Annotated in this window: 16 protein-coding genes; 11 read left to right on the top strand and 5 right to left on the bottom strand. The window is 68.5% G+C overall.

What is annotated here, in order from left to right; genetic code table 11:
- Positions 1 to 84 precede the first annotated feature (84 nt).
- From HUA75_RS20725 to HUA75_RS20705, 5 genes are all read left to right on the top strand, one after another.
- Complete coding sequence (locus HUA75_RS20725) at positions 85 to 1,365, top strand: MFS transporter (protein ID WP_174457137.1); 1,281 nt, start codon at positions 85 to 87, stop codon at positions 1,363 to 1,365.
- Between the two features lies 1 nt (position 1,366).
- Positions 1,367 to 2,413 (top strand): phosphate acyltransferase PlsX, encoded by a 1,047-nt coding sequence (gene plsX / locus HUA75_RS20720; RefSeq protein ID WP_371745607.1) that lies wholly within the window; start codon positions 1,367 to 1,369, stop codon positions 2,411 to 2,413.
- On the top strand, positions 2,410 to 3,453 hold the full coding sequence (locus HUA75_RS20715; RefSeq protein WP_141644869.1) for a phosphatase domain-containing protein: 1,044 nt from the start codon (positions 2,410 to 2,412) through the stop codon (positions 3,451 to 3,453). The genes plsX and HUA75_RS20715 overlap by 4 nt, the downstream gene beginning before the upstream one ends.
- Positions 3,454 to 4,068: 615 nt before the next feature.
- Positions 4,069 to 5,787, top strand: coding sequence for a polynucleotide adenylyltransferase PcnB (gene pcnB, locus HUA75_RS20710; protein ID WP_141644870.1), 1,719 nt, complete (start codon positions 4,069 to 4,071; stop codon positions 5,785 to 5,787).
- Positions 5,784 to 6,719, top strand: a complete 936-nt coding sequence (locus tag HUA75_RS20705) for a DMT family transporter (RefSeq protein WP_174487367.1) — start codon at positions 5,784 to 5,786, stop codon at positions 6,717 to 6,719. Before pcnB ends, HUA75_RS20705 begins: the two co-directional genes overlap by 4 nt.
- 6 nt (positions 6,720 to 6,725) lie before the next feature.
- On the opposite strand, the gene HUA75_RS20700 is transcribed toward HUA75_RS20705, so the two are convergent.
- Together HUA75_RS20700 and HUA75_RS20695 are read right to left on the bottom strand one after the other, a co-directional pair.
- Positions 6,726 to 7,934 (bottom strand): DNA polymerase IV, encoded by a 1,209-nt coding sequence (locus HUA75_RS20700; RefSeq protein WP_174457134.1) that lies wholly within the window; start codon positions 7,932 to 7,934, stop codon positions 6,726 to 6,728.
- 60 nt (positions 7,935 to 7,994) lie between these two features.
- Positions 7,995 to 8,996: an aldo/keto reductase gene (locus HUA75_RS20695; protein ID WP_174487366.1), complete on the bottom strand. Its 1,002-nt coding sequence runs from the start codon at positions 8,994 to 8,996 to the stop codon at positions 7,995 to 7,997.
- A gap of 82 nt (positions 8,997 to 9,078) precedes the next feature.
- Here HUA75_RS20695 and HUA75_RS20690 point away from each other — a divergent pair, with 82 nt between their 5' ends.
- Entirely contained in the window at positions 9,079 to 9,999 is a 921-nt protein-coding gene (locus HUA75_RS20690; RefSeq protein WP_174487365.1) for a LysR family transcriptional regulator, read from the top strand.
- Positions 10,000 to 10,029: 30 nt separating this feature from the next.
- A complete protein-coding gene (locus HUA75_RS20685) occupies positions 10,030 to 10,659 on the top strand; it encodes an HAD-IA family hydrolase (RefSeq protein ID WP_174487364.1) in 630 nt (209 codons plus the stop codon).
- 115 nt (positions 10,660 to 10,774) lie between these two features.
- On the opposite strand, the gene rpsD is transcribed toward HUA75_RS20685, so the two are convergent.
- The gene (rpsD, locus tag HUA75_RS20680; RefSeq protein WP_174487363.1) at positions 10,775 to 11,407 is read right to left on the bottom strand and encodes a 30S ribosomal protein S4; all 633 of its coding nucleotides are present in this window, start codon (positions 11,405 to 11,407) and stop codon (positions 10,775 to 10,777) included.
- A gap of 546 nt (positions 11,408 to 11,953) precedes the next feature.
- On the opposite strand from rpsD, the gene HUA75_RS20675 reads away from it, so the two are divergent.
- Positions 11,954 to 12,514, top strand: a complete 561-nt coding sequence (locus tag HUA75_RS20675) for a hypothetical protein (protein WP_254627651.1) — start codon at positions 11,954 to 11,956, stop codon at positions 12,512 to 12,514.
- A gap of 87 nt (positions 12,515 to 12,601) precedes the next feature.
- On the opposite strand, the gene HUA75_RS20670 is transcribed toward HUA75_RS20675, so the two are convergent.
- Entirely contained in the window at positions 12,602 to 12,754 is a 153-nt protein-coding gene (locus HUA75_RS20670; protein WP_174487361.1) for a hypothetical protein, read from the bottom strand.
- 33 nt (positions 12,755 to 12,787) lie between these two features.
- On the opposite strand from HUA75_RS20670, the gene HUA75_RS20665 reads away from it, so the two are divergent.
- Complete coding sequence (locus HUA75_RS20665) at positions 12,788 to 13,189, top strand: hypothetical protein (RefSeq protein WP_141644876.1); 402 nt, start codon at positions 12,788 to 12,790, stop codon at positions 13,187 to 13,189.
- 15 nt (positions 13,190 to 13,204) lie between these two features.
- Here the strand turns inward: HUA75_RS20665 and HUA75_RS20660 are convergent, their stop codons facing one another.
- Positions 13,205 to 13,471, bottom strand: a complete 267-nt coding sequence (locus tag HUA75_RS20660) for a hypothetical protein (protein WP_174487360.1) — start codon at positions 13,469 to 13,471, stop codon at positions 13,205 to 13,207.
- 74 nt (positions 13,472 to 13,545) lie between these two features.
- Between HUA75_RS20660 and HUA75_RS20655 the strand changes: the two genes are divergently transcribed.
- Both HUA75_RS20655 and HUA75_RS20650 read left to right on the top strand, forming a co-directional pair.
- Complete coding sequence (locus HUA75_RS20655) at positions 13,546 to 15,498, top strand: hypothetical protein (protein ID WP_174487054.1); 1,953 nt, start codon at positions 13,546 to 13,548, stop codon at positions 15,496 to 15,498.
- Between the two features lie 168 nt (positions 15,499 to 15,666).
- Complete coding sequence (locus tag HUA75_RS20650; RefSeq protein ID WP_174487359.1) at positions 15,667 to 17,535, top strand: protein kinase; 1,869 nt, start codon at positions 15,667 to 15,669, stop codon at positions 17,533 to 17,535.
- The last annotated feature ends 5 nt before the right edge of the window (positions 17,536 to 17,540 follow it).

The following is a 17,540-nucleotide window of genomic DNA, read 5'->3' as shown; positions in this document are numbered from 1 at the left end:
CGCGGAGTTGCCGCGCCTTTCAGACCGCCGGAGCGCTATCGTCCGCGCTCCGGCGGTTTTTCATTTCCAGCAAGGGAGCTACGGGTGAGCCGGACGGCGTCACTGCGCGTCGTCTTCGGAATCGTGTCGCTGGACCTCATCGGGTTCGGCATCCTGATTCCGCAGCTGGGCGTGTACGGAGTGAAGTTCGGAGCGTCGCCCTTCACGGTGGGGCTGCTCATCTCCGTCTATTCGCTGATGCAACTGGTGGCGGCCCCCGTGCTCGGTCGGCTGAGTGACAGGTACGGCCGCCGGCCGGTGTTGCTGCTCAGTCAGGTGGGCTCGCTGTTGGGCTACGTGCTGTTCGCCCTGGCGCACTCGCTGCCGCTGCTCTTCCTGGCGCGCGTCATCGACGGCATCTCCGGCGGCAACATCGCCACCGCGCAGGCCGTCGTCGCGGACATCACCCGCCCGGAGGAGCGCGCGCGGGGCATGGGCGTCATCGGCGCGGCCTTCGGTCTGGGCTTCGTGCTGGGGCCCGCGCTGGGCGGCTTTCTGGGCGCATGGGGCGGCAACCTGGCCATTGGCCTGTTCGCGGCGGGGCTGGTGGCCGTCAATCTGGTCTGCACCTGGTTCTTCCTCCCGGAGTCCCGGGTGGAGGGGGGGCCGGAGGGCCATGTGCGCACCCTCAAGGGCGCCGTCCAGGCGCTGCGGTTGCCCGTCGTCGCGCGGTGCCTGGTGCTGATGCTGCTGTTCACCACCGCGTTCTCACAGATGGAGGGGACGTTCTCCGTCTACCTGCTCACGCGCTTTCTCTCCGTGGGGCCGGTGGCGCTGGAGGGGGGGCTGTTCCTCCACCCGGTGATGACGGACACGGCGGTGCTCCGCGAGGCGAGCCTGCGCGCGGGCTGGCTCTTCGCGGTGGTGGGCGTGCTCAGCGCGCTGGTGCAGGGTGGGGTGGTGCGCAGGCTGGTGGGAGGGGAGGGGGGCGGGGGCTCGGGGCGAGAGGCCCAGGTGGCCACGGCGGGCTTCGGGGTGACGGCGCTGGGCCTGGCGCTCCTCCCGGTGGCGCCCACGTACGGGTGGCTGTTTCCCGTCATGGGGCTGTTGGCGGTGGGCTCGGCCTTGACGAACCCCTGCCTGTCCGCGCTGGTATCACTGCATGCGCCCCCGCAACGACTCGGTGCGGCGCTGGGGGGCTTCCAGGCCGCGGGCTCGCTGGGGCGGATTCTGGGGCCGGCGCTGGGCGGGTGGCTCTTCACCCGCTTGGGGCCCGGGGTGCCGTACGGAACGGCGGCGGGAATGCTCGTGGTGGGGGCGTTGGTAGCGGCCAGCCTCGTGACTCAGGCGAGAATGGCAGGCGCGAGGGCCGGACAAAGGTCGTAAGATGGGGGCCATGGTGGTCAAACAGCCGCAGCCCGTGACGATTGCCTTCGACGTGATGGGGACGGACCATGGGCCAGCGGAGGTGGTGCGCGGAGCCGCGCAGCTCTCCCTGGACTCACCCCACATCCATGCGTTGCTGGTGGGGGACCGGACGCTCATCGACAACGCGCTCGCGGAGACGAAGCACAACGGCGAGCGCATCTCCGTCCAGCACGCGGCGGACTTCGTGGGCATGGACGAGAAACCCGGCGAGGCGCTGGCGCGCAAGCCCAACGCCTCCGTGGCGGTGGCCGCCAGGCTCGTCGCGGAGGGCGAGGCCCAGGCGCTGGTGTCCGCGGGCAACACGGGCGCGGGCGTGCTGGCGTGCGCGCGCCACTTCCAGCTCATCCCCGGTGTGCGCCGCGCGGCGCTGGCCACGGTGTATCCGACGCGCTCGGTGCGAGGCGCGAAGGAGGACCCGTTCTCCCTCATCCTCGACGTGGGGGCGACGGTGGAGGCCACGGCCGATGACCTGGTGACGTTCGCCGTCATGGGCTCGCAGTACGCGCGCATCATCTCCCGCAACGAGCGGCCCAAGGTGGCGCTGTTGTCCAACGGCGTCGAGCCGCAGAAGGGCCCGCCCCGGGTGGTGGAGGCGCACGCACGGCTGTCGGAGATGAAGGACATCAACTTCATCGGCAACGTGGAGGGCATCGACATCCCCAAGGGCACCGCGGATGTCATCGTCACCGACGGCTTCACGGGCAACGTGTGCCTGAAGATGCTGGAGGGCGTGCATGAGACCGTCGTGGAGCTGGCCCAGTACGCCTACAAGGAGAGCCTGCGCTGGCGCGCGGGCCTGGCCATGCTGTCCAGCGGGATTCAGCGCATCAAGGACATCACCGACTGGAACCAGTACGGCGGTGCGCCCATCCTCGGGTTCGACCGCATCTTCATCAAGGCGCACGGGCGCTCGAAGGCGCGCGCCATCGCCAACGCGGGCAAGGTGGCCGCCAAGGTGGTGGCGAACAACCTGGGGAGCTCCATCCGGGAAGGTCTTCAGAAGTGAGTCTGCCGGACCGCATCGACCCGCGACCGCCGCGGCGCATCTACCGCTGGGATCTGGACAAGACGTACCTCCAGACGGACTTCGATTCGCTCAAGGACCTGCTGCGCACGGCCTTCCAGAAGGCGCACGAGAAGGTCGCCATCCCAGGCGCGAGCGCGCTCATCCGCGAGCTGTCGGAGAACGGCGACTCGCGGCTGTGCATCGTCTCCGGCAGCCCCAAGCAGATGCGCGCCGTGCTGGAGGAGAAGCTCAAGCTGGACGGCGTGCGCTGGGACGAGTTCGTCCTCAAGGACAACATCGGCAACCTCTTGCGCGGGCGCTTCCGCGCGCTGCGCGGGCAGGTGGGCTACAAGCTGCCCGCGATTCTGGAGAGCCGGGTGAAGGCGCCCGCGGAGGCCGAGGAGGTCCTCTTCGGTGACGACGCGGAGGCGGATGCGTTCATCTACTCGCTCTTCGCGGACCTGATTGCCGGCCGCGTGGACGAGCGCGTGTTGTCCCAGGTGCTGGAGGCGGGCGGCGTCTATCCGGACGACGCGGAGCGCGTGCGCGCGGCGTGGAAGCAGATTCCGGTGGCGGACCCGGTGCGGCGCATCTTCATCCACCTGGACAAGCTGACGCCGCCCGCGCACTTCACGGCGTACGGGCCTCGCGTCGTCCCCATCTTCAACTACTTCCAGGCCGCGCTGGTGCTGCTGGCGGACGGGCATCTGTCCGCGCCGCAGGTGCTGAAAATCGCGGTGGAGATGGTGCAGACGGCGGGGCACAACATCATCACCCTCTCCAACTCCTTCCAGGACCTGCTGCGCCGGGGCCTGCCGCTGCAGCAGGCGGCAGTGGCGCTGTCCCAGGCGCTGGAGGGGCCCAACAAGCTGCTCGCCGCGATGCGTCCGATGCCGGACATCCTCTCCGCGTTCAGCAAGCGGCTCGCGGCGCTGGGCACGCCGCCGCCCCCTCCGCCCGTGCAGGCGGTGGACTACGTCTCCCTCATCCACCACGCGCTCCCGCGAAACCACAAGGGCCGCACCAAGCCGTCTCCCTGAGCCCGCCGGGACAGGAGCCGCGGCGCGCGCGCACCCCATGTGCGAGGGGTGCCCGAACTCAACGGGAGGGTGGCTGCCTGGTGTCCAGACGACCGACCAGGCGGGTGGGACGCGTCCGGGCCCGCCGGGGTGCTGCCCAGGCGGGCTGGTGCACGGTGCTTGGGCCGGTTCCAGAACGTTTCACGCGCTTCCAGTGTTGATACGGAACAGAGTCATCCGGGAGGGCGGGAGCCTGCCGCCGGCTGCCGGCCATGGGGTTGATACTCGTGGCGGACTCTTTTTCACCGCCTGGAGCGAGCCTGGAACAGGATGCCCTTCGACGCCTCCCCGAATGCACGGTCGAGCCCCTTGTTGCTGGAAAAGGGACGGGTGGGGTGGAAGCGCTCCACCTGTCCGGTGGACCCGCAGAAAGGGCGCTACTCCCTCCCAGGGTGGATGCGCTATAGACGGCTGCCCCTGAAGCGCCCCGTTTGGGGTGTCCATGGTGATGACGCGAGTTTTGACTGAAACGCCGCCTGCCGGCGGTCCGCTGCCACCTGCGCCCGATAAGACGCGCGCGAGGTTGCCTCATCCGAGGCGGCAGTGGGCTCCGAGCGCGGCGCTCAAGAGGTTTCCATGTCTTCCAATCTGGAGCTGACGACTGCCCCCTCGGAACAGGCGAGTGCCCCCGAGTCCGTGGCCGCCGAATCGGCCCTCCCCGAAGTTTCTTCCCACTCCGCTGTCTCCGCCGACGAAGCGCCCGAGCCCAGAAGCCAGATGAGCCCGCTCGAGGACGACGCCGACGACGAGTCCGATGACGACGACGAGGTCGACGCGCTCGACGGCGTCTTCGACGAGACGGGTCTGGCCGCCGCGGAGGTGCTCGCCGCCGCCGAGGCGCAGGACGCCGCCGAGGCCGCCGAGGACGAGGTGGAGCAGGTGCCCACCGTGCTCGAGCCGGAGCCCGAGCCGACCCCCTACGAGCGCGCGCTGCACGCCCCTCATGTCCGTTCCACGGGAGAGCCGGCGGAAATCGACCCGGACGAGCTGGACCCGGACGCCCTGAAGGTGGTTCTGCGGCTGCATCAGCACGGCCATCAGGCGTACCTGGTGGGCGGCTGCGTGCGCGATCTGCTGCTCGGCAAGAAGCCCAAGGACTTCGACGTCGCCACCAGTGCCCACCCGGGCGAGGTGCGCGCCATCTTCCGCAACTGCCGGCTCATCGGCCGTCGCTTCCGGCTGGCGCACGTCTACTTCAAGGGTGGGAAGATCATCGAGGTCTCCACCTTCCGGGCGAATCCGACGGAGCTGGAGGCCGCGGCGCCTTCCGCGCCGGAGGACGAGGGCGAGGCCGGGGGCGATGACCTGCTCATCACCCACGACAACGTCTTCGGCACCGCGCAGCAGGACGCGCGCCGCCGCGATTTCACCATCAACGGCCTGTTCTACGACGTGAGCGAGGGACGGGTCATCGACTACGTCCGCGGCCGTCGTGACTTGGACGAGCGGTTCATCCGCACCATCGGCGACCCGGAAGTGCGCATGCGCGAGGACCCGGTGCGAATCCTGCGCGCCGTGCGTTTCGCCGCGAAGCTGGACCTGGACATCGAGTCGCGCACGTACGCGGCCATGGAAGGCGCGGTGGAGGACCTGCCGCGCTGCGCTCCCGCGCGCCTGCTGGAGGAGACCTTCCGGCTCATCCGTGGCGGCGTGTCAGCGCCGGCCCTGAAGCTGCTGGACGCGCTGGATGCGATGAAGTTCCTGCTGCCGCCGGTGAATGCGTACCTCAAGCAGCACGGCAAGGAAGGCGAGAAGACCTTCTACGCCTTCGCGCAGGCGCTGGACCGCCGGGTGGCTGCGGGTGAGCCGCTCGACGACGCCATCCTCCTGGCGGCGTTGCTGGTGCCCATCAGCCACTCGGGCCCGCCCGCCGAGCCGCAGGAGGGCGGTCGTCCTTCCGTGTCGCAGGTGGTGGAGGAGCTGCTCGCCGGCTTCGTCCAGTCGGCCCGGCTGCCCCGCCGCATCGCCGAGCGCTGCCGCATGCTGCTGCTCGCGCAGCGCACGCTGTCCGGCGAGCGCCGCCGCAAGAGCGCGGCCTTCCGGCGTCACCCCCTCTTCGGAGAGGCCCTCACCGTGTTCGAGATGACGGTGGAGGCGACCGGAGAGCACCGTGAGCAGCTGGACGCGTGGAAGGCCGGCGAGGTGCCGCCTCCTCGCCCCGAGGCCTCCGACAGCGAGGGCTCCGAGCCCGGTGGCCAGCGCAAGCGTCGTCGTCGTCGTCGTCGTCGTCGTGCCGGGGGAGAGGGCTCCGCCTCAGCGGGTTCTTCATCCGGCTCCGGCGCCGGCGAGGCGTGAACCCGGCGCCCCCCGTGGAGGTGGAGGTCCCCCGGACACGTGTCTACGGGGGACTGGTGCTGGGCGTGGTGGCCGTGTCCTGGGCCGCGCCGCTCATCCGCTTCGCGGAGGCGCCTTCCCTGGCCATCTCCGCGTGGCGCCTCACCTTCGCCTCGGTGCCGCTGCTGGCGCTCGCGCTGGTGCGGGGCCGCTCGGAGCTGACGTCCCTCTCCGCGCGGACCTGGGGCTTGCTGGTGTTGTCCGGCCTGGCGCTGGCGCTGCACTTCGCGACCTGGATTGCGTCGCTCCAGTACACCACCGTGGCCAGCTCGGTGGCGCTCGTCACCACGCAGCCGGTGTGGGTGACGCTGTTCGCGTGGCTCGCCCTGGGTGAGCGCGTGGGCCCTCGTGGTATCTCGGCGCTTGTCCTGTGTCTCGCGGGCAGTGTCCTCATCGGCGCGCGGGACTTCGCGGCCGGAGGCACGGCGCTCTGGGGTGACCTGCTCGCGGTGGCCGGCGCCGTCATGGCGGGCGTGTACTTCGTCGTGGGCCGTCGCGTGCGCGAGTCGATGTCGCTGGGCACGTACGTGGGCATCGTCTACTCGGTCGCGGCGGTGGCGCTGATGGTGGCGTACGGCTTCGTCGACTCACCGCTGACGGGCTTCACGCCGAGCACCTGGATGGTGCTGGTGGGACTGGCCCTGGTGCCGCAGCTCATCGGCCACTCGCTGCTCAACGCCTCCGTGCGTCACCTCTCCGCGCCCTTCGTGGCGGTGGCCTCGCTCGGTGAGCCCGTGCTCTCCACGCTGTGGGCCGTGCCGCTCCTGGGTGAGAAGCCCGACTGGGTGCAGCTCGTCGGTGGGGGACTGGCGCTGGTGGGCGTATTGGTCATGTCCCGGGACGAGACCGCGCGCCAGCCGCCGCCGCCCGACATGGTTCCCGCCGCGGACTGAGCGCGCTCAGCGCTTGGGTTTGTCCTTGTCCACGGGGCGCTCGGAGCGGTGCTCGTCGCCACCCGGGGCGTCGCTGCCCGCGATGTCCGCGGTGGTGATGGCCTTGCTGCCGAAGCGCTCCGCGATTCTATCCAGCGCCGCGTTCAGCTTCGCCGTCCGGGGCGGCGCGGCGGGGAAGAGTCCGAGCTGGGGCGGCACCTCGTCGAGCTGCACGCTCACCCCGGTGAGGCGGATGGGCTTGCCCTCGTGTGAGCGCTCCAGCAGCTCCAGCGCGGTGCGATAGAGCGTCTGCCCGTCGTCCGTCGCCTCGCGCAGCGTGGTGCGGCGGGTGAGGAGCGTGAAGTCCGAAAGCTTCAGCTTGAGCTGCACCACGCGGCCCTTCACGCCCGCGCGCCGCAGGCGCCGAGCCACGCGCAGCGCCTGGGCATGCACGTGGGGCTTGAGGGTCTCCACGCCCGCGAGGTCTTCCTCGAAGGTGTCCTCGGCGCCCACGCTCTTGGCCGCGCGGTCCGGCACCACCTCGCGCATGTCGATGCCCTGCGATAGCTCCCACAGGTGCCGACCGCTGGTGCCCAGCCGCGCCTCCAGCCACTCCGGGTCCTTCGTCGCCACGTCGCCGATGGTCTTCAGCCCCGAGCGCTGGAGGGCCTCCTCCGTCTTTGGCCCCACGCCCCACAGGCGCGACACCGGCAGGCCCGCGAGGACCGCCACCGTCTCCTCCGCGCGGACCTCCCGCTGGCCGTTGGGCTTGGCCAGGTCCGAGGCGATCTTCGCCACGAACTTCACCGTGGCGATGCCCGCGGACGACGGCAGCTTCAGCTCGTCCGCGATGTCCTTGCGGATGCGCCGCGCGATATCCGCGGGCGAGCCGAACAGGCCCACCGAGGCCGTGACGTCCAGGAAGGCTTCATCCAGGGACAAGGGCTCGATGAGCGGGGTGTAGCGCTCGAAGATGGAGAAGACCTGCTCGCTGGCCTCCGCGTACGCGGGGAAGCGTGGCTTGACGATGATGGCATGGGGCGCGGCCTTCACCGCGCGCGCCATGGGCATGGCGCTGCGCACACCGAAGGGTCTCACTTCATAGGACGCGGCGACGACCACGCCTCGCTGGGCATGCCCGCCAACGATGACAGGTTTGCCCTTCAGGGCTGGGTTGTCCCGCTGCTCCACGGACGCATAGAAAGCGTCCATGTCCACGTGGATGATGGCTCGCATCGCACCAACCACTCTAGCGGCTCTGTCTGACGTTGCAGGGGCTCCAATTGGGCGTGGGCGCTACCGGCGCTCGCTGTCCAGCAAGCGCATCTGCTCGGGCCCATAGCGTCCACCAGAGACGGCCCCAAGTGAGTCGAGCGCGGCGACGTCCTCGCTCGTCAGGGGCCGATTCAAGGCCCCCAGCGCGTCGTCGAGCTGCGCTACGTTCTTCATCCCGATGACCGGTACGAACCCCGGCTGTCGTGCGAGCACCCAGGCGATGGCGAGCTGTGCGGGCGACATCCGCCGCTCTTGCGCGAAGCGGTGGAGCGAACCCACCACGTCCTTGTTCTTTTCGCGATGCTCGCCACTGAAGCGGGGCAGATGGGCGCGGAAGTCACCGGCGCCGGTGGGCTTGCTCCCGGTCAACAGTCCTCGGGAGAGGACGCCGTAGAGCGTCGCGCTGATGCCGAGCTCCCGGAGGGTAGGGAAGATGTTCGACTCGGGGCCCCGGCTCGCGAGGGAGTACTCGATTTGCAGGTCGGCGATGGGGTGGACGCGGTGCGCGCGGCGGAGGGTTTCTGCGCCGACCTCGGAGAGGCCGATATGGCGGACGTACCCCGCCTTCACCAGGTCCGACATCGCGCCGATGGTCTCCTCGATGGGGACGTTCGGGTCCAGCCGCGCGGGGCGGTAGATGTCGATGACGTCGACGCCCAGGCGCTTCAGCGAATACGTGGCGAAGTTCTTCACGGCGGCGGGGCGCAGGTCCATGCCGAGCCAGCTCCCATCCGGGCCCCGGAGCGCGCCGAACTTCACGGAGAGCTGGACCCGCTCGCGGCGCCCGGCGATGGCGCGTCCCACGAGCAGCTCGTTGTGTCCCATGCCGTAGAAGTCGCCTGTGTCGAGCAGCGTGACGCCGCGCTCAATGGCCGCGTGCACGGTGCGCAGGCTCTCATCGTCGTTGGTGGCGCCGTACATGCCGGACATGCCCATGCAGCCCAGGCCGAGTGGGAAGACCTCGGGGCCCGTGGTGCCTGGCTTCTCCGTGTGCCGCGTCTGCCTGGCTTCGTGCGTGCTCATCGCGTCTCCCTTTGTCGTGCCGACGCCACAAGAATTCGCGAATCGCCATCCTGAAATCCAATCAATAGGATGCATCCCGAACATGAACGCCATCTATGAGAAGTCGCTGGACCTCAACCTGCTGCGCGTCTTCGTCGTCGTGGCGGAGCTGGGCAGTGTCACGGCGGCGGCGGCGCGCCTCTATCTCACGCAGCCCGCGGTGAGCGCGGCGCTACGGCGCCTGACGTCAGCGGTGGGCTCACCGCTGTTCGTCCGGGATGGGCGCGGGCTCGTTTTGAGCGCGCGCGGGCGGCGACTGCTGGCCTCCGCGAGGCCGCACCTGGAGGCCCTGGTGGAGGCCGCGCTGGCTCCCGCCGCGTTCGACCCACGGACGAGCGAGCGAACGGTGCGCCTTGGCCTCTCCGACGCGAGTGAGTCCTGGCTCCTGCCGCGCCTGCTCCACGTGCTCGCGAGTGAGGCCCCTCACCTGAAGCTCGTCGTGCTTCCGGTGCAGTTCCGCACTGTGGGAGGGTTGCTGAGCGCGTCGGCGGTGGACCTGGCGGTGACGGTGGCGGATGAGCTGCCTTCGGGCATGCGGCGACTGGAGCTGTTCACCGAGCACTTCACGTGTCTGCACGACGCGCGTCGGCTTCGCCTCGGGAAGACGCTCACGCTGGAGCGCTACCTGGCGCAGGAGCACGTCATCATCTCGTACAACGGAGACCTGCGCGGCGTGGTGGAAGATGTGCTCGGCCACCAGCGGCGGGTGAGGGTGTCGATTCCCACGTTCCATGGCCTGGGCGCCCTCCTGGAGAACAGCACGCTCGTCGCGACCGTGCCGGGGATGGTCGCTCGGGACGTGGTGGCGCTGCGCCCGTTCCTTCGTCAGCTGAAGCCGCCCTTCACGTTGAGAGGCGCTCCCATGGAGTTGCTCTGGCGGAGCGCGTCCGAGGACGACGAGGCCATCCGCTTCGTCCGCGAGCAGGTTGTCAGCGTGGTGCGGAACCTGCGGCGCGCGTCGTGAAGGGTTTCTGGTATGACTCCTCGGCGCCTCATGTCTCCCTATCGCCTGGTCATCTTCGACTTCGACGGCACCCTGGCGGACTCCCTGCCGTGGTTCCGTTCCGTCTTCAACGACATGGCCGACCGCTTCGGCTTCTCACGGCTGACGCCGACGGAGTTCGAGGCGATGCGAGGCATGTCCGGACGCGAAATCATGGCGCACACGAAGGTGCCCATGTGGCGGCTGCCCGCCATCGTCAGCTACATGCGCAAGCAGAAGTTGTCCGCCGCCGCCTCCACGCCCTTGTTCCCGGGCGTGCCGGAGTTGCTCGCGGAGCTGAAGGACGCCGGGGTGACGGTGGCCATCATCAGCTCGGACAGCGAGGTGTCCGTGCGCTCGGTGCTGGGCCCCGTCGTCGACTCGGTGACGCACTTCGACTGTGGCGCCGCCATCTTCGGAAAGGCCGCGAAGTTCCGACGCATGCTCAAGCGTGCCGGGGTGACGACGGCCGAGGCCCTGTCGGTGGGCGACGAGATTCGCGATATCGAGGCGGCGCGAGAGGCGCGCATCCCCGCCGCCGCCGTGGGATGGGGCTACACGCTGGCGGACGCACTGGCGCGCCATGCTCCCGCGCACCTGTTCCATTCCATGGCGGAGTTGAAGGCGGCGCTGCTGCCCTGAGCACCCAGGCGCCTCGGTGTGACGCGCCTGGGAGTCCGTCGAACGGGGGGCCTCGGGCGCGAATGGGAGGCCCTGGAGGCAGACCCATTCGCGGTGATTCCGAGTGCCCGCCGCGTCAGCTGCGCTGCGCGTAGTACTCGACGATGAACGGCTCGTTCACGTCGACGGGAATCTCCTCCCGCTCCGGGGTGCGCACGAAGCGCAGGCCCTCTCCGTCACCGAGCACCTGCACGTACGGCGGTACGGAGCGCCCCTTCATCCGCTCGAAGGACTCGCGGACGATGAGCAGCTTCAGGTGGGCGGAGAGGTAACGAATCTCGCTGCCCGGCTTGACGCGGAAGCTGGGGATGTCCGTGGCGGCGCCATTCACCTGGAAGTACCCGTGGCGGACGAACTGGCGCGCCTGTCGGATGCTCGTGGCCAGCCCCGCGCGCAACACCAGCGCGTCCAGGCGGCTCTCCAGCAACTGCAACAACACCGTGCCCGTGTTGCCCGGCGAGCGACGCGCTTCCATGAACGCGCGGCGGCACTGCTTCTCCAGCAGGCCGTAGTACAGCTTCAGCTTCTGCTTCTCCCGCAGCCGCCGGGAGAAGTCGCTGTTGCCCATGCGCGCCGTGGCGCCGTGCTGCCCGGGCGGATAGGGACGCCGCAGCACCGGGTCCTTGTCCGGGTCCTTCGCGGTGATTCGCGAGAGCGGAATCCCCAGTCGCCGGCACATCTTGCCCCTCGGTCCCAGATCACGTGCCACGTCTCGTCCCTCCGTATCCGGCTCGATGCTGCCGAGCTCAGTTGATTTTGATAATCAGTATCAATATCAAGATCAGTACCGTGAATACGGGCCTCGGGTCAAGCCCCACCGTGCGAGTTGGAGGTGGGCAGCGCTCACGGACGGTGTCGTCCGGGCATCGTGGGTGAGGCGGACACCGGGGTCGGCGAGGCTTGGACGCAGGCCGATGAGCGCGGAGGTGGAGGTCTCTACGAGGCGCGACTTCGGGCGTCAGGTGCATGCTTGCGAGGCGCCTGTCCGGTGCAAACCCAGGCATGGCGCGTCAATCGACCAGCGCCTTGCGAACGCTCTGGGAGTGGTAAAGCGAGACACCTGTTGGTTCTCGGTGCCTGGGAGATGAGAGCCGATGCTGGCGAATCATGACGCCGGTGCGTTGCATTCCGCGAGGGCGGTCCGCGCTGTGAGTCGTTGAGGGGCGGCGATAGAGTCCTCGTCCTCCTCTCATCGGAGTCTCTCACCTCATGACTGTTTTCAAGCAGATTGCCTTTGCGTGTGCCGAGGTGTCCCTTGTCGCCTGTGGGGGACTTCCCGAAGGGGAGAGGCTCCCAGGAGACGCTGGACGCGCAGCAGGCCGCGCTGACCACCAGCTCCTTCGGCGGCTGTTTGTTCACCCTCTCCTCGGCCGTGATTCCCGTGGAGCTTCCTCCGCGCCATGCCATCCCCCTGACGCGCAATGCCTCGGGGACGTGTCCGTATCCCGCGGCCAGAGTGGAGTTGGGCCGCTCCTACAACACTCCACACATCGCTGCGCTCGGCACCAGCGTGGGCCTGACCACGGCCTTCTCGTACAAGCAGTCCCCGAGCGGCAGTGCCAAAACCCAGTGCAAGGTCAATCACATCGACGCGGCCACGCTCACGAAGCTGCGTGACACGAACATCGTGGTGAACTTCGGCGCCGGAAACGTCCCCGTCTGCAACCTGGACCAGACGGACGCTGGCACAACGCTGGTCGTCTACGGCACGAAGACGGGCCCGCTCCCCGGCGAGACGGGGAGTGGCGGCAACTACGTGGCCACGGATTACAACGTCTTCACCAGCACCACGGCGCCTGTTTATTACGCCTACTGAGATGACTCGAGTCCCGCGGAGGCGCTGCTCCGCGGGCCGTCGGACTTCATCTCCCGGTGTCCCGAGTGCTCCGCGCCCGCCTCAAGGTCAGGTGCCGCTCTTGTCGAACATGGCCGTAAAGGAAGCGCCGTTGTTGTAGACCCGCGGCTTCTTCAGCCAGTAGCGCGCCGTCACTTCCGCCACTGCCCGCGCTTTCGACAGCCCATGCCAGCACACGCCGGCCGAAGTGGTAGGATTCACGCGCCGTATCGACCTCAAGCCAGGAGATTGTCGATGAAGCCGAGCATCCTTGTCGGAGGACTGTGGGCCCTGTGCGTGCTGGTGGGCTGTGGTGGCGCGGAACAGGAGCCTTTCGAGCAGACGGTGTCGGAGCAGGCCGTGACGTGCCAGCAGGCCTGTCAGTCCGAGTACCTTGCCTGCATGCGGGAGAACGCCGGAAGCGGCCCGGGCAAGGCGCTGTGTGCCCAATCCCTCACGTGGTGTCGCGCGGCTTGTCCCCCGGCGCTCGGGGCCGAAGCGACGGTGTCCGAGAAGCCCGCTCACCTGCTGCCGCCATGCGCGTCGTATGAAAGCTTTCTGTGCTCGGGGGCCTCCAGCGAGGTCGTCTGCTACCACGACAACGGGCAGTTGGGTGGCTGTACCTGCTCGGAAGAACTCATCTGGAGTTGCTACTGAGGGGCTCGCCTCTCTTCAGCCCGTGGGGCGGAGCACGCCACTGTCGTTGGCGTCCTCCTCCGCATGGAACCCGATGAGGCAGTTCGCGATGACCTGAATCAGCTCGCGGTCCGCGTGAGGATGACGACGGGCGGCGAGCCAGCCGTCTTTCGTCCAGGCCACCCGGGCAAGATACGGCTCGGGCGGGATGCGCCCGTGTCGCAAGCGCGTCATCGCGAAGGTGATGGGCGAGCAGCGCCGGGCCGGAGAGAAGCGGCGGGTCCTCTCGATGACAGTTCCCACGAGATGCGAGGCCCGGTGGGCGCGGCGCGCTCCGACTTTCTGTTTGGATTCGACTCCCACCCCTGGGAGTCCCCATGCGAACGTGTCGTGCAGCCGAGTCTGCCGTCGCCGGAGTATTGCTCGTCGTCTCCACCTTGTTCCTGGGCTGCACGGGAGGAGAGGCTGACGAGCCTCCCGAGCCGCTCGACGGTGTCGTCCTGGCGCGACAGGGGCAGGGGTTGGTGGACGGCAGCAACATCACCGAGTACGCCGCATCGTGTCGCGCGGAGCTGGGGCGGCTGACGGACGCCACGTTCAACTGCCGGGACGGGACGCTGCTGCACACCACCAACACGCCCGACGGCATGACCTGTGACAAGCCGGTGTGGCTGGACCTTGGCGGCAAGTACTGCGTCGACAATGCACGCCTCTTGAAGCTCAAGACGAGCAACCCGAACACCGAGGCGCGCGTCATCTGCCGCCGCTACAAGGCGGGGCTGGATACGTCGGAGAGCTTTCAGGATGTCGCCATCGTCGTCGCCAACAAGACCTCGGGGGCGACGTGCTACTTCCAGGCCTTGAGCGGCAGCGGCGCGGACCTCAATGGCAAGAATGTGCCCAATCCGATGGCGGACCCCGCTTCCGCGGATGCGGCGGAGCGCGCCGCCGCCACGGCGGCCAGGGCGTTCTACATCAGCCCTCAACGGCTCCGGGACAACTCCAGCCTGCACTGCTCCAAGTGCCATGACAGTGACCCCTGGATGCACTCGCCCTACATCGACCAGGTGGCGGCGACCGTGGATGGGTTGCCCGCGGGATTCAAGAAGGGGAAGTACAAGCTCGTCGAGGAGGCCTATCTCACGAACGCAGGGCGTGGGTGGCCCAAGCCGGAGACGGTCACCACCGCTCAAGTGAAGGACGGTGATGGGAATGTCGGCAATCAGGAGTGCACCACCTGTCACCGCATCGGCACCAAGAACACGTGCGCGGACTGGTTCCCCAGGTCCGTCGACAAGGCCGCCATCCCCGGACGCAACGCGGCGAACGGCGTGTGGCCGAAGAGCCACTGGATGCCGGAAGTGCTTCCCGCCACGAAGGCCGAGTTCCACACGCTCTATGACAACCACATCAAGGCGCTCGAGTGCTGCTGCACCACGCCGTGGAAGCTGGGCTGCACCACCTTCACCGACCTGACGGACCTGACCAAGAAGCGTCAAGGAACAGGCGCGGTGGATTTCAAGCCCGGTGCGCAGAAGTGTGTGGATGGCACGACGGGGGTGGTGGCGCTCGGCGTCAGCATCGCTCCCATTGTTGTCGCGGCGCGAGGCTCCGGAGAGAACTCCTGCACCTCACCCCTCACGGCGCCGCTCTGTGCGAGCTTCACCATCGAGCGCACCGATTTGGAAGGCACCACCACCACGCTCACCGAAGGGCCCAACGGCGCCCCGTTGATGGCCTGCGCCAGTCATCCCCAGTCGCCCTATCCAGGGCCTCACGAGTCATTCCTCCCCCTGGAGCCAGGCGACCTGGTGACGCTCTCCACGCCGCAGCGGTATGCCTTCGCGGACAACCATGACCTGCTCGAGTTCGTGGGGTGGCAGGTCTCGGAGAATTGCCCCTGTGCCGACGGCGGCAGCACGCTGTGTCAGTTCCGCACTCGCGGCAGCCGCCACTGGTACGGAACGGACCCCGAATTGCCAGAGGTGACGTACGAGGGCGACCCGGAGGGCTTTCATTGTCAGGCGCTCTACCAGCGCACGGAGGTCTGCCGGGTTCCCGACGCGGGCGTGGATGCCGGCACGGACGCGGGCGTGGATGCTGGATACGACGGAGGCCCAGTTGACGCGGGTTGGGATGGCGGCGTGCTCGACGCGGGAATCGCTGACGCGAGTGTCGACGCGGGAGTGGCCGACGCGGGAATCACTGACGCAGGGGGGAAGCGCTGTGATGGCGGGGTGAGCGTCCGTGTTCCTTTTGGCCCGGGCGGCCCCACTCCCGTCGAGGACTGCGAGGCGACCGAACAACCCGAGGAGCCCGAGGAACCTTGACCCGGGGAGGGTCTGAATGATCCCACGGGCCGGTGCGCTCTTGGCGTGGCACCGGTCCGCTTGTCCTTGGGCCTCCATGGATTTCCGCCCGAAGAAGTGTGACTCCAGACATGCGGCGAAGGGGTTGATCTGGGCTGATGCGATTCATGGGGCTACATTGCTCGCCCCATGGATTCTGTTCCTTCCAAGCCTTTTGGCCGCTATTCGTTGGTGTCAAGGCTTGGCAAGGGCGGCATGGCGGAAGCGTGGCGCGCGCGGCTGGTGGGGGAGGCGGGCGTGACGAAGCCCGTGCTCATCAAGAAGGTGCTGCCGGAGTACGCGCAGGATGAGCGCTTCATCCAGATGTTCATCAGCGAGGCTCGCATCTCCGCGTCGCTGTCCCACGGCAACATCGCCCAGGTCTTCGACTTCGGACGGACGGAGGGCGAGCACTTCCTGGCGATGGAGCTGGTGGACGGGCCGCCGCTTCATCGCATCATCAAGCGCGCGCTCCAGCATGGCCTGAGCGCCGTGCCGGTGGCCCAGGCTGTCTTCATCGCGCTGGAGGTCTGTCGAGGGCTGCATTACGCGCACACGCGCGCGGACAGCCGGGGTGTTCCCCTGGGCATCGTCCATCGGGACGTCTCTCCGGAGAATGTCCTGGTCAGCTACGAGGGGCAGGTCAAGATCGTCGACTTCGGCATCGCCAAGGCGCGCGAACTGCGAGGGTTCAAGACCGAGCCCGGTGTGGTGAAGGGCAAGTACCTCTTCTTCTCGCCGGAGCAGGCGCGCGGCGAGGACGTCGACGCACGCACGGATGTGTGGGCGGCCGGTGTGGTGCTCTACCAGATGCTGTGCGGGCGTCTGCCGTTGCAGGGCCCCGAGTACGTGGTGATGCACCAGTTGCAGGAGGGGCGGTTCCCGTCACCGAGGACGCTGCGCCCGGAGCTGCCCGTGGAGCTGGATGCCATCGTCCAGAAGGCGCTGGCCGTGAAGAAGGAGGAGCGCTTCGAGTCCGCGCACGCCTTCGCCGAAGCGCTCTCCGGGTTTCTCTATGCGACGACGCCTCGGTTCTCGCCCATGTCGGTGGCGTGGCTCGTCCAGACGCTGTTCACCATGGAGTTGCGTGAAGAGGGACGCGAGCCCCAGGTGCCCACGCCCTTTCGGGAGGAGCTGGCTCGCGCCGCGGAGACTCGCACTGTCGCCACGATGAACGAGGTTCCCGTGGTGACGCAGGTCTCCACCCACCGGTGGACCTCGTATCGACAAGGCCTGGGCGCGGGGCTTGGAGCCGCGCTCCTGTTCTCGGCGGCGCTGGGTGTGGTGACGTTGACGCTCAGCGGGAAGTCGAGCCCCAAGGTGTCGGCCCCCGCCCCGAAAGCGGAGCAGGCTTCCACGGCCCCATCGTCGCCCACGACAGGGGCCCCGGTGCCTTCAGACGAGCTGGCGGAGGTCCAGGTTCCGGCAGTCCCGTTGTCTCCCGAGAAGACCCCCGAGTTCGCCAGTCCGACGTCTCTGCCCGAGAGGGACGCGGGCACAGCGGCCGTCGCACCCGCTCGCGAGGACAAGGCCCCGACTGTCGCGGTCGCCATCCCCGTTGATGCTCCGAAGCCAGGGAGCGCGACATCCGCTCCGCGTCCTCCTCCTGTCGTGTCCGCCGCGGGCGTCAAGGCGCTGTCGCCCGAAGACGAGTTCGCCGCGCTGATGAAGGCAGGGCGGTCCGCGGAGCAGGCAGGTCGTACCAAGGCCGCGATGGTCAGCTATCGCAAAGCCCTCGTGCTCAAGGACGGCTCGCATGAAGCCCGGAAGGAGCTGGGGCTCCTGCTGGTGAGCGGCTTCGAGTCGGAGAAGTCCTTGCGCGAGGGCGTGGTCCTGCTCCAGCACGTCGTTCGCGCGGATGGCGCCGATGCTCGCGCCTGGTTGTCGTTGGGGATGGCCTACCAATCCCTGGGAGACAGCAACCAGGCGGCGGAGGCCTTCAAGAAGTACCTCCTGCTGGTGCCCACGGGCGGCGCATCCAATGCGGCTCGGGCGATGCTCAAGTCCCTGGGGAAGTGAGCAGC

Source organism: Myxococcus sp. CA040A (assembly GCF_013336725.1).
In the GTDB taxonomy this organism is placed as follows: Bacteria; Myxococcota; Myxococcia; order Myxococcales; family Myxococcaceae; genus Myxococcus; species Myxococcus llanfairpwllgwyngyllgogerychwyrndrobwllllantysiliogogogochensis.
The sequence above is the reverse complement of the archived record's forward strand: the minus strand, read 5'-3'. Positions and strand labels throughout refer to the sequence as shown.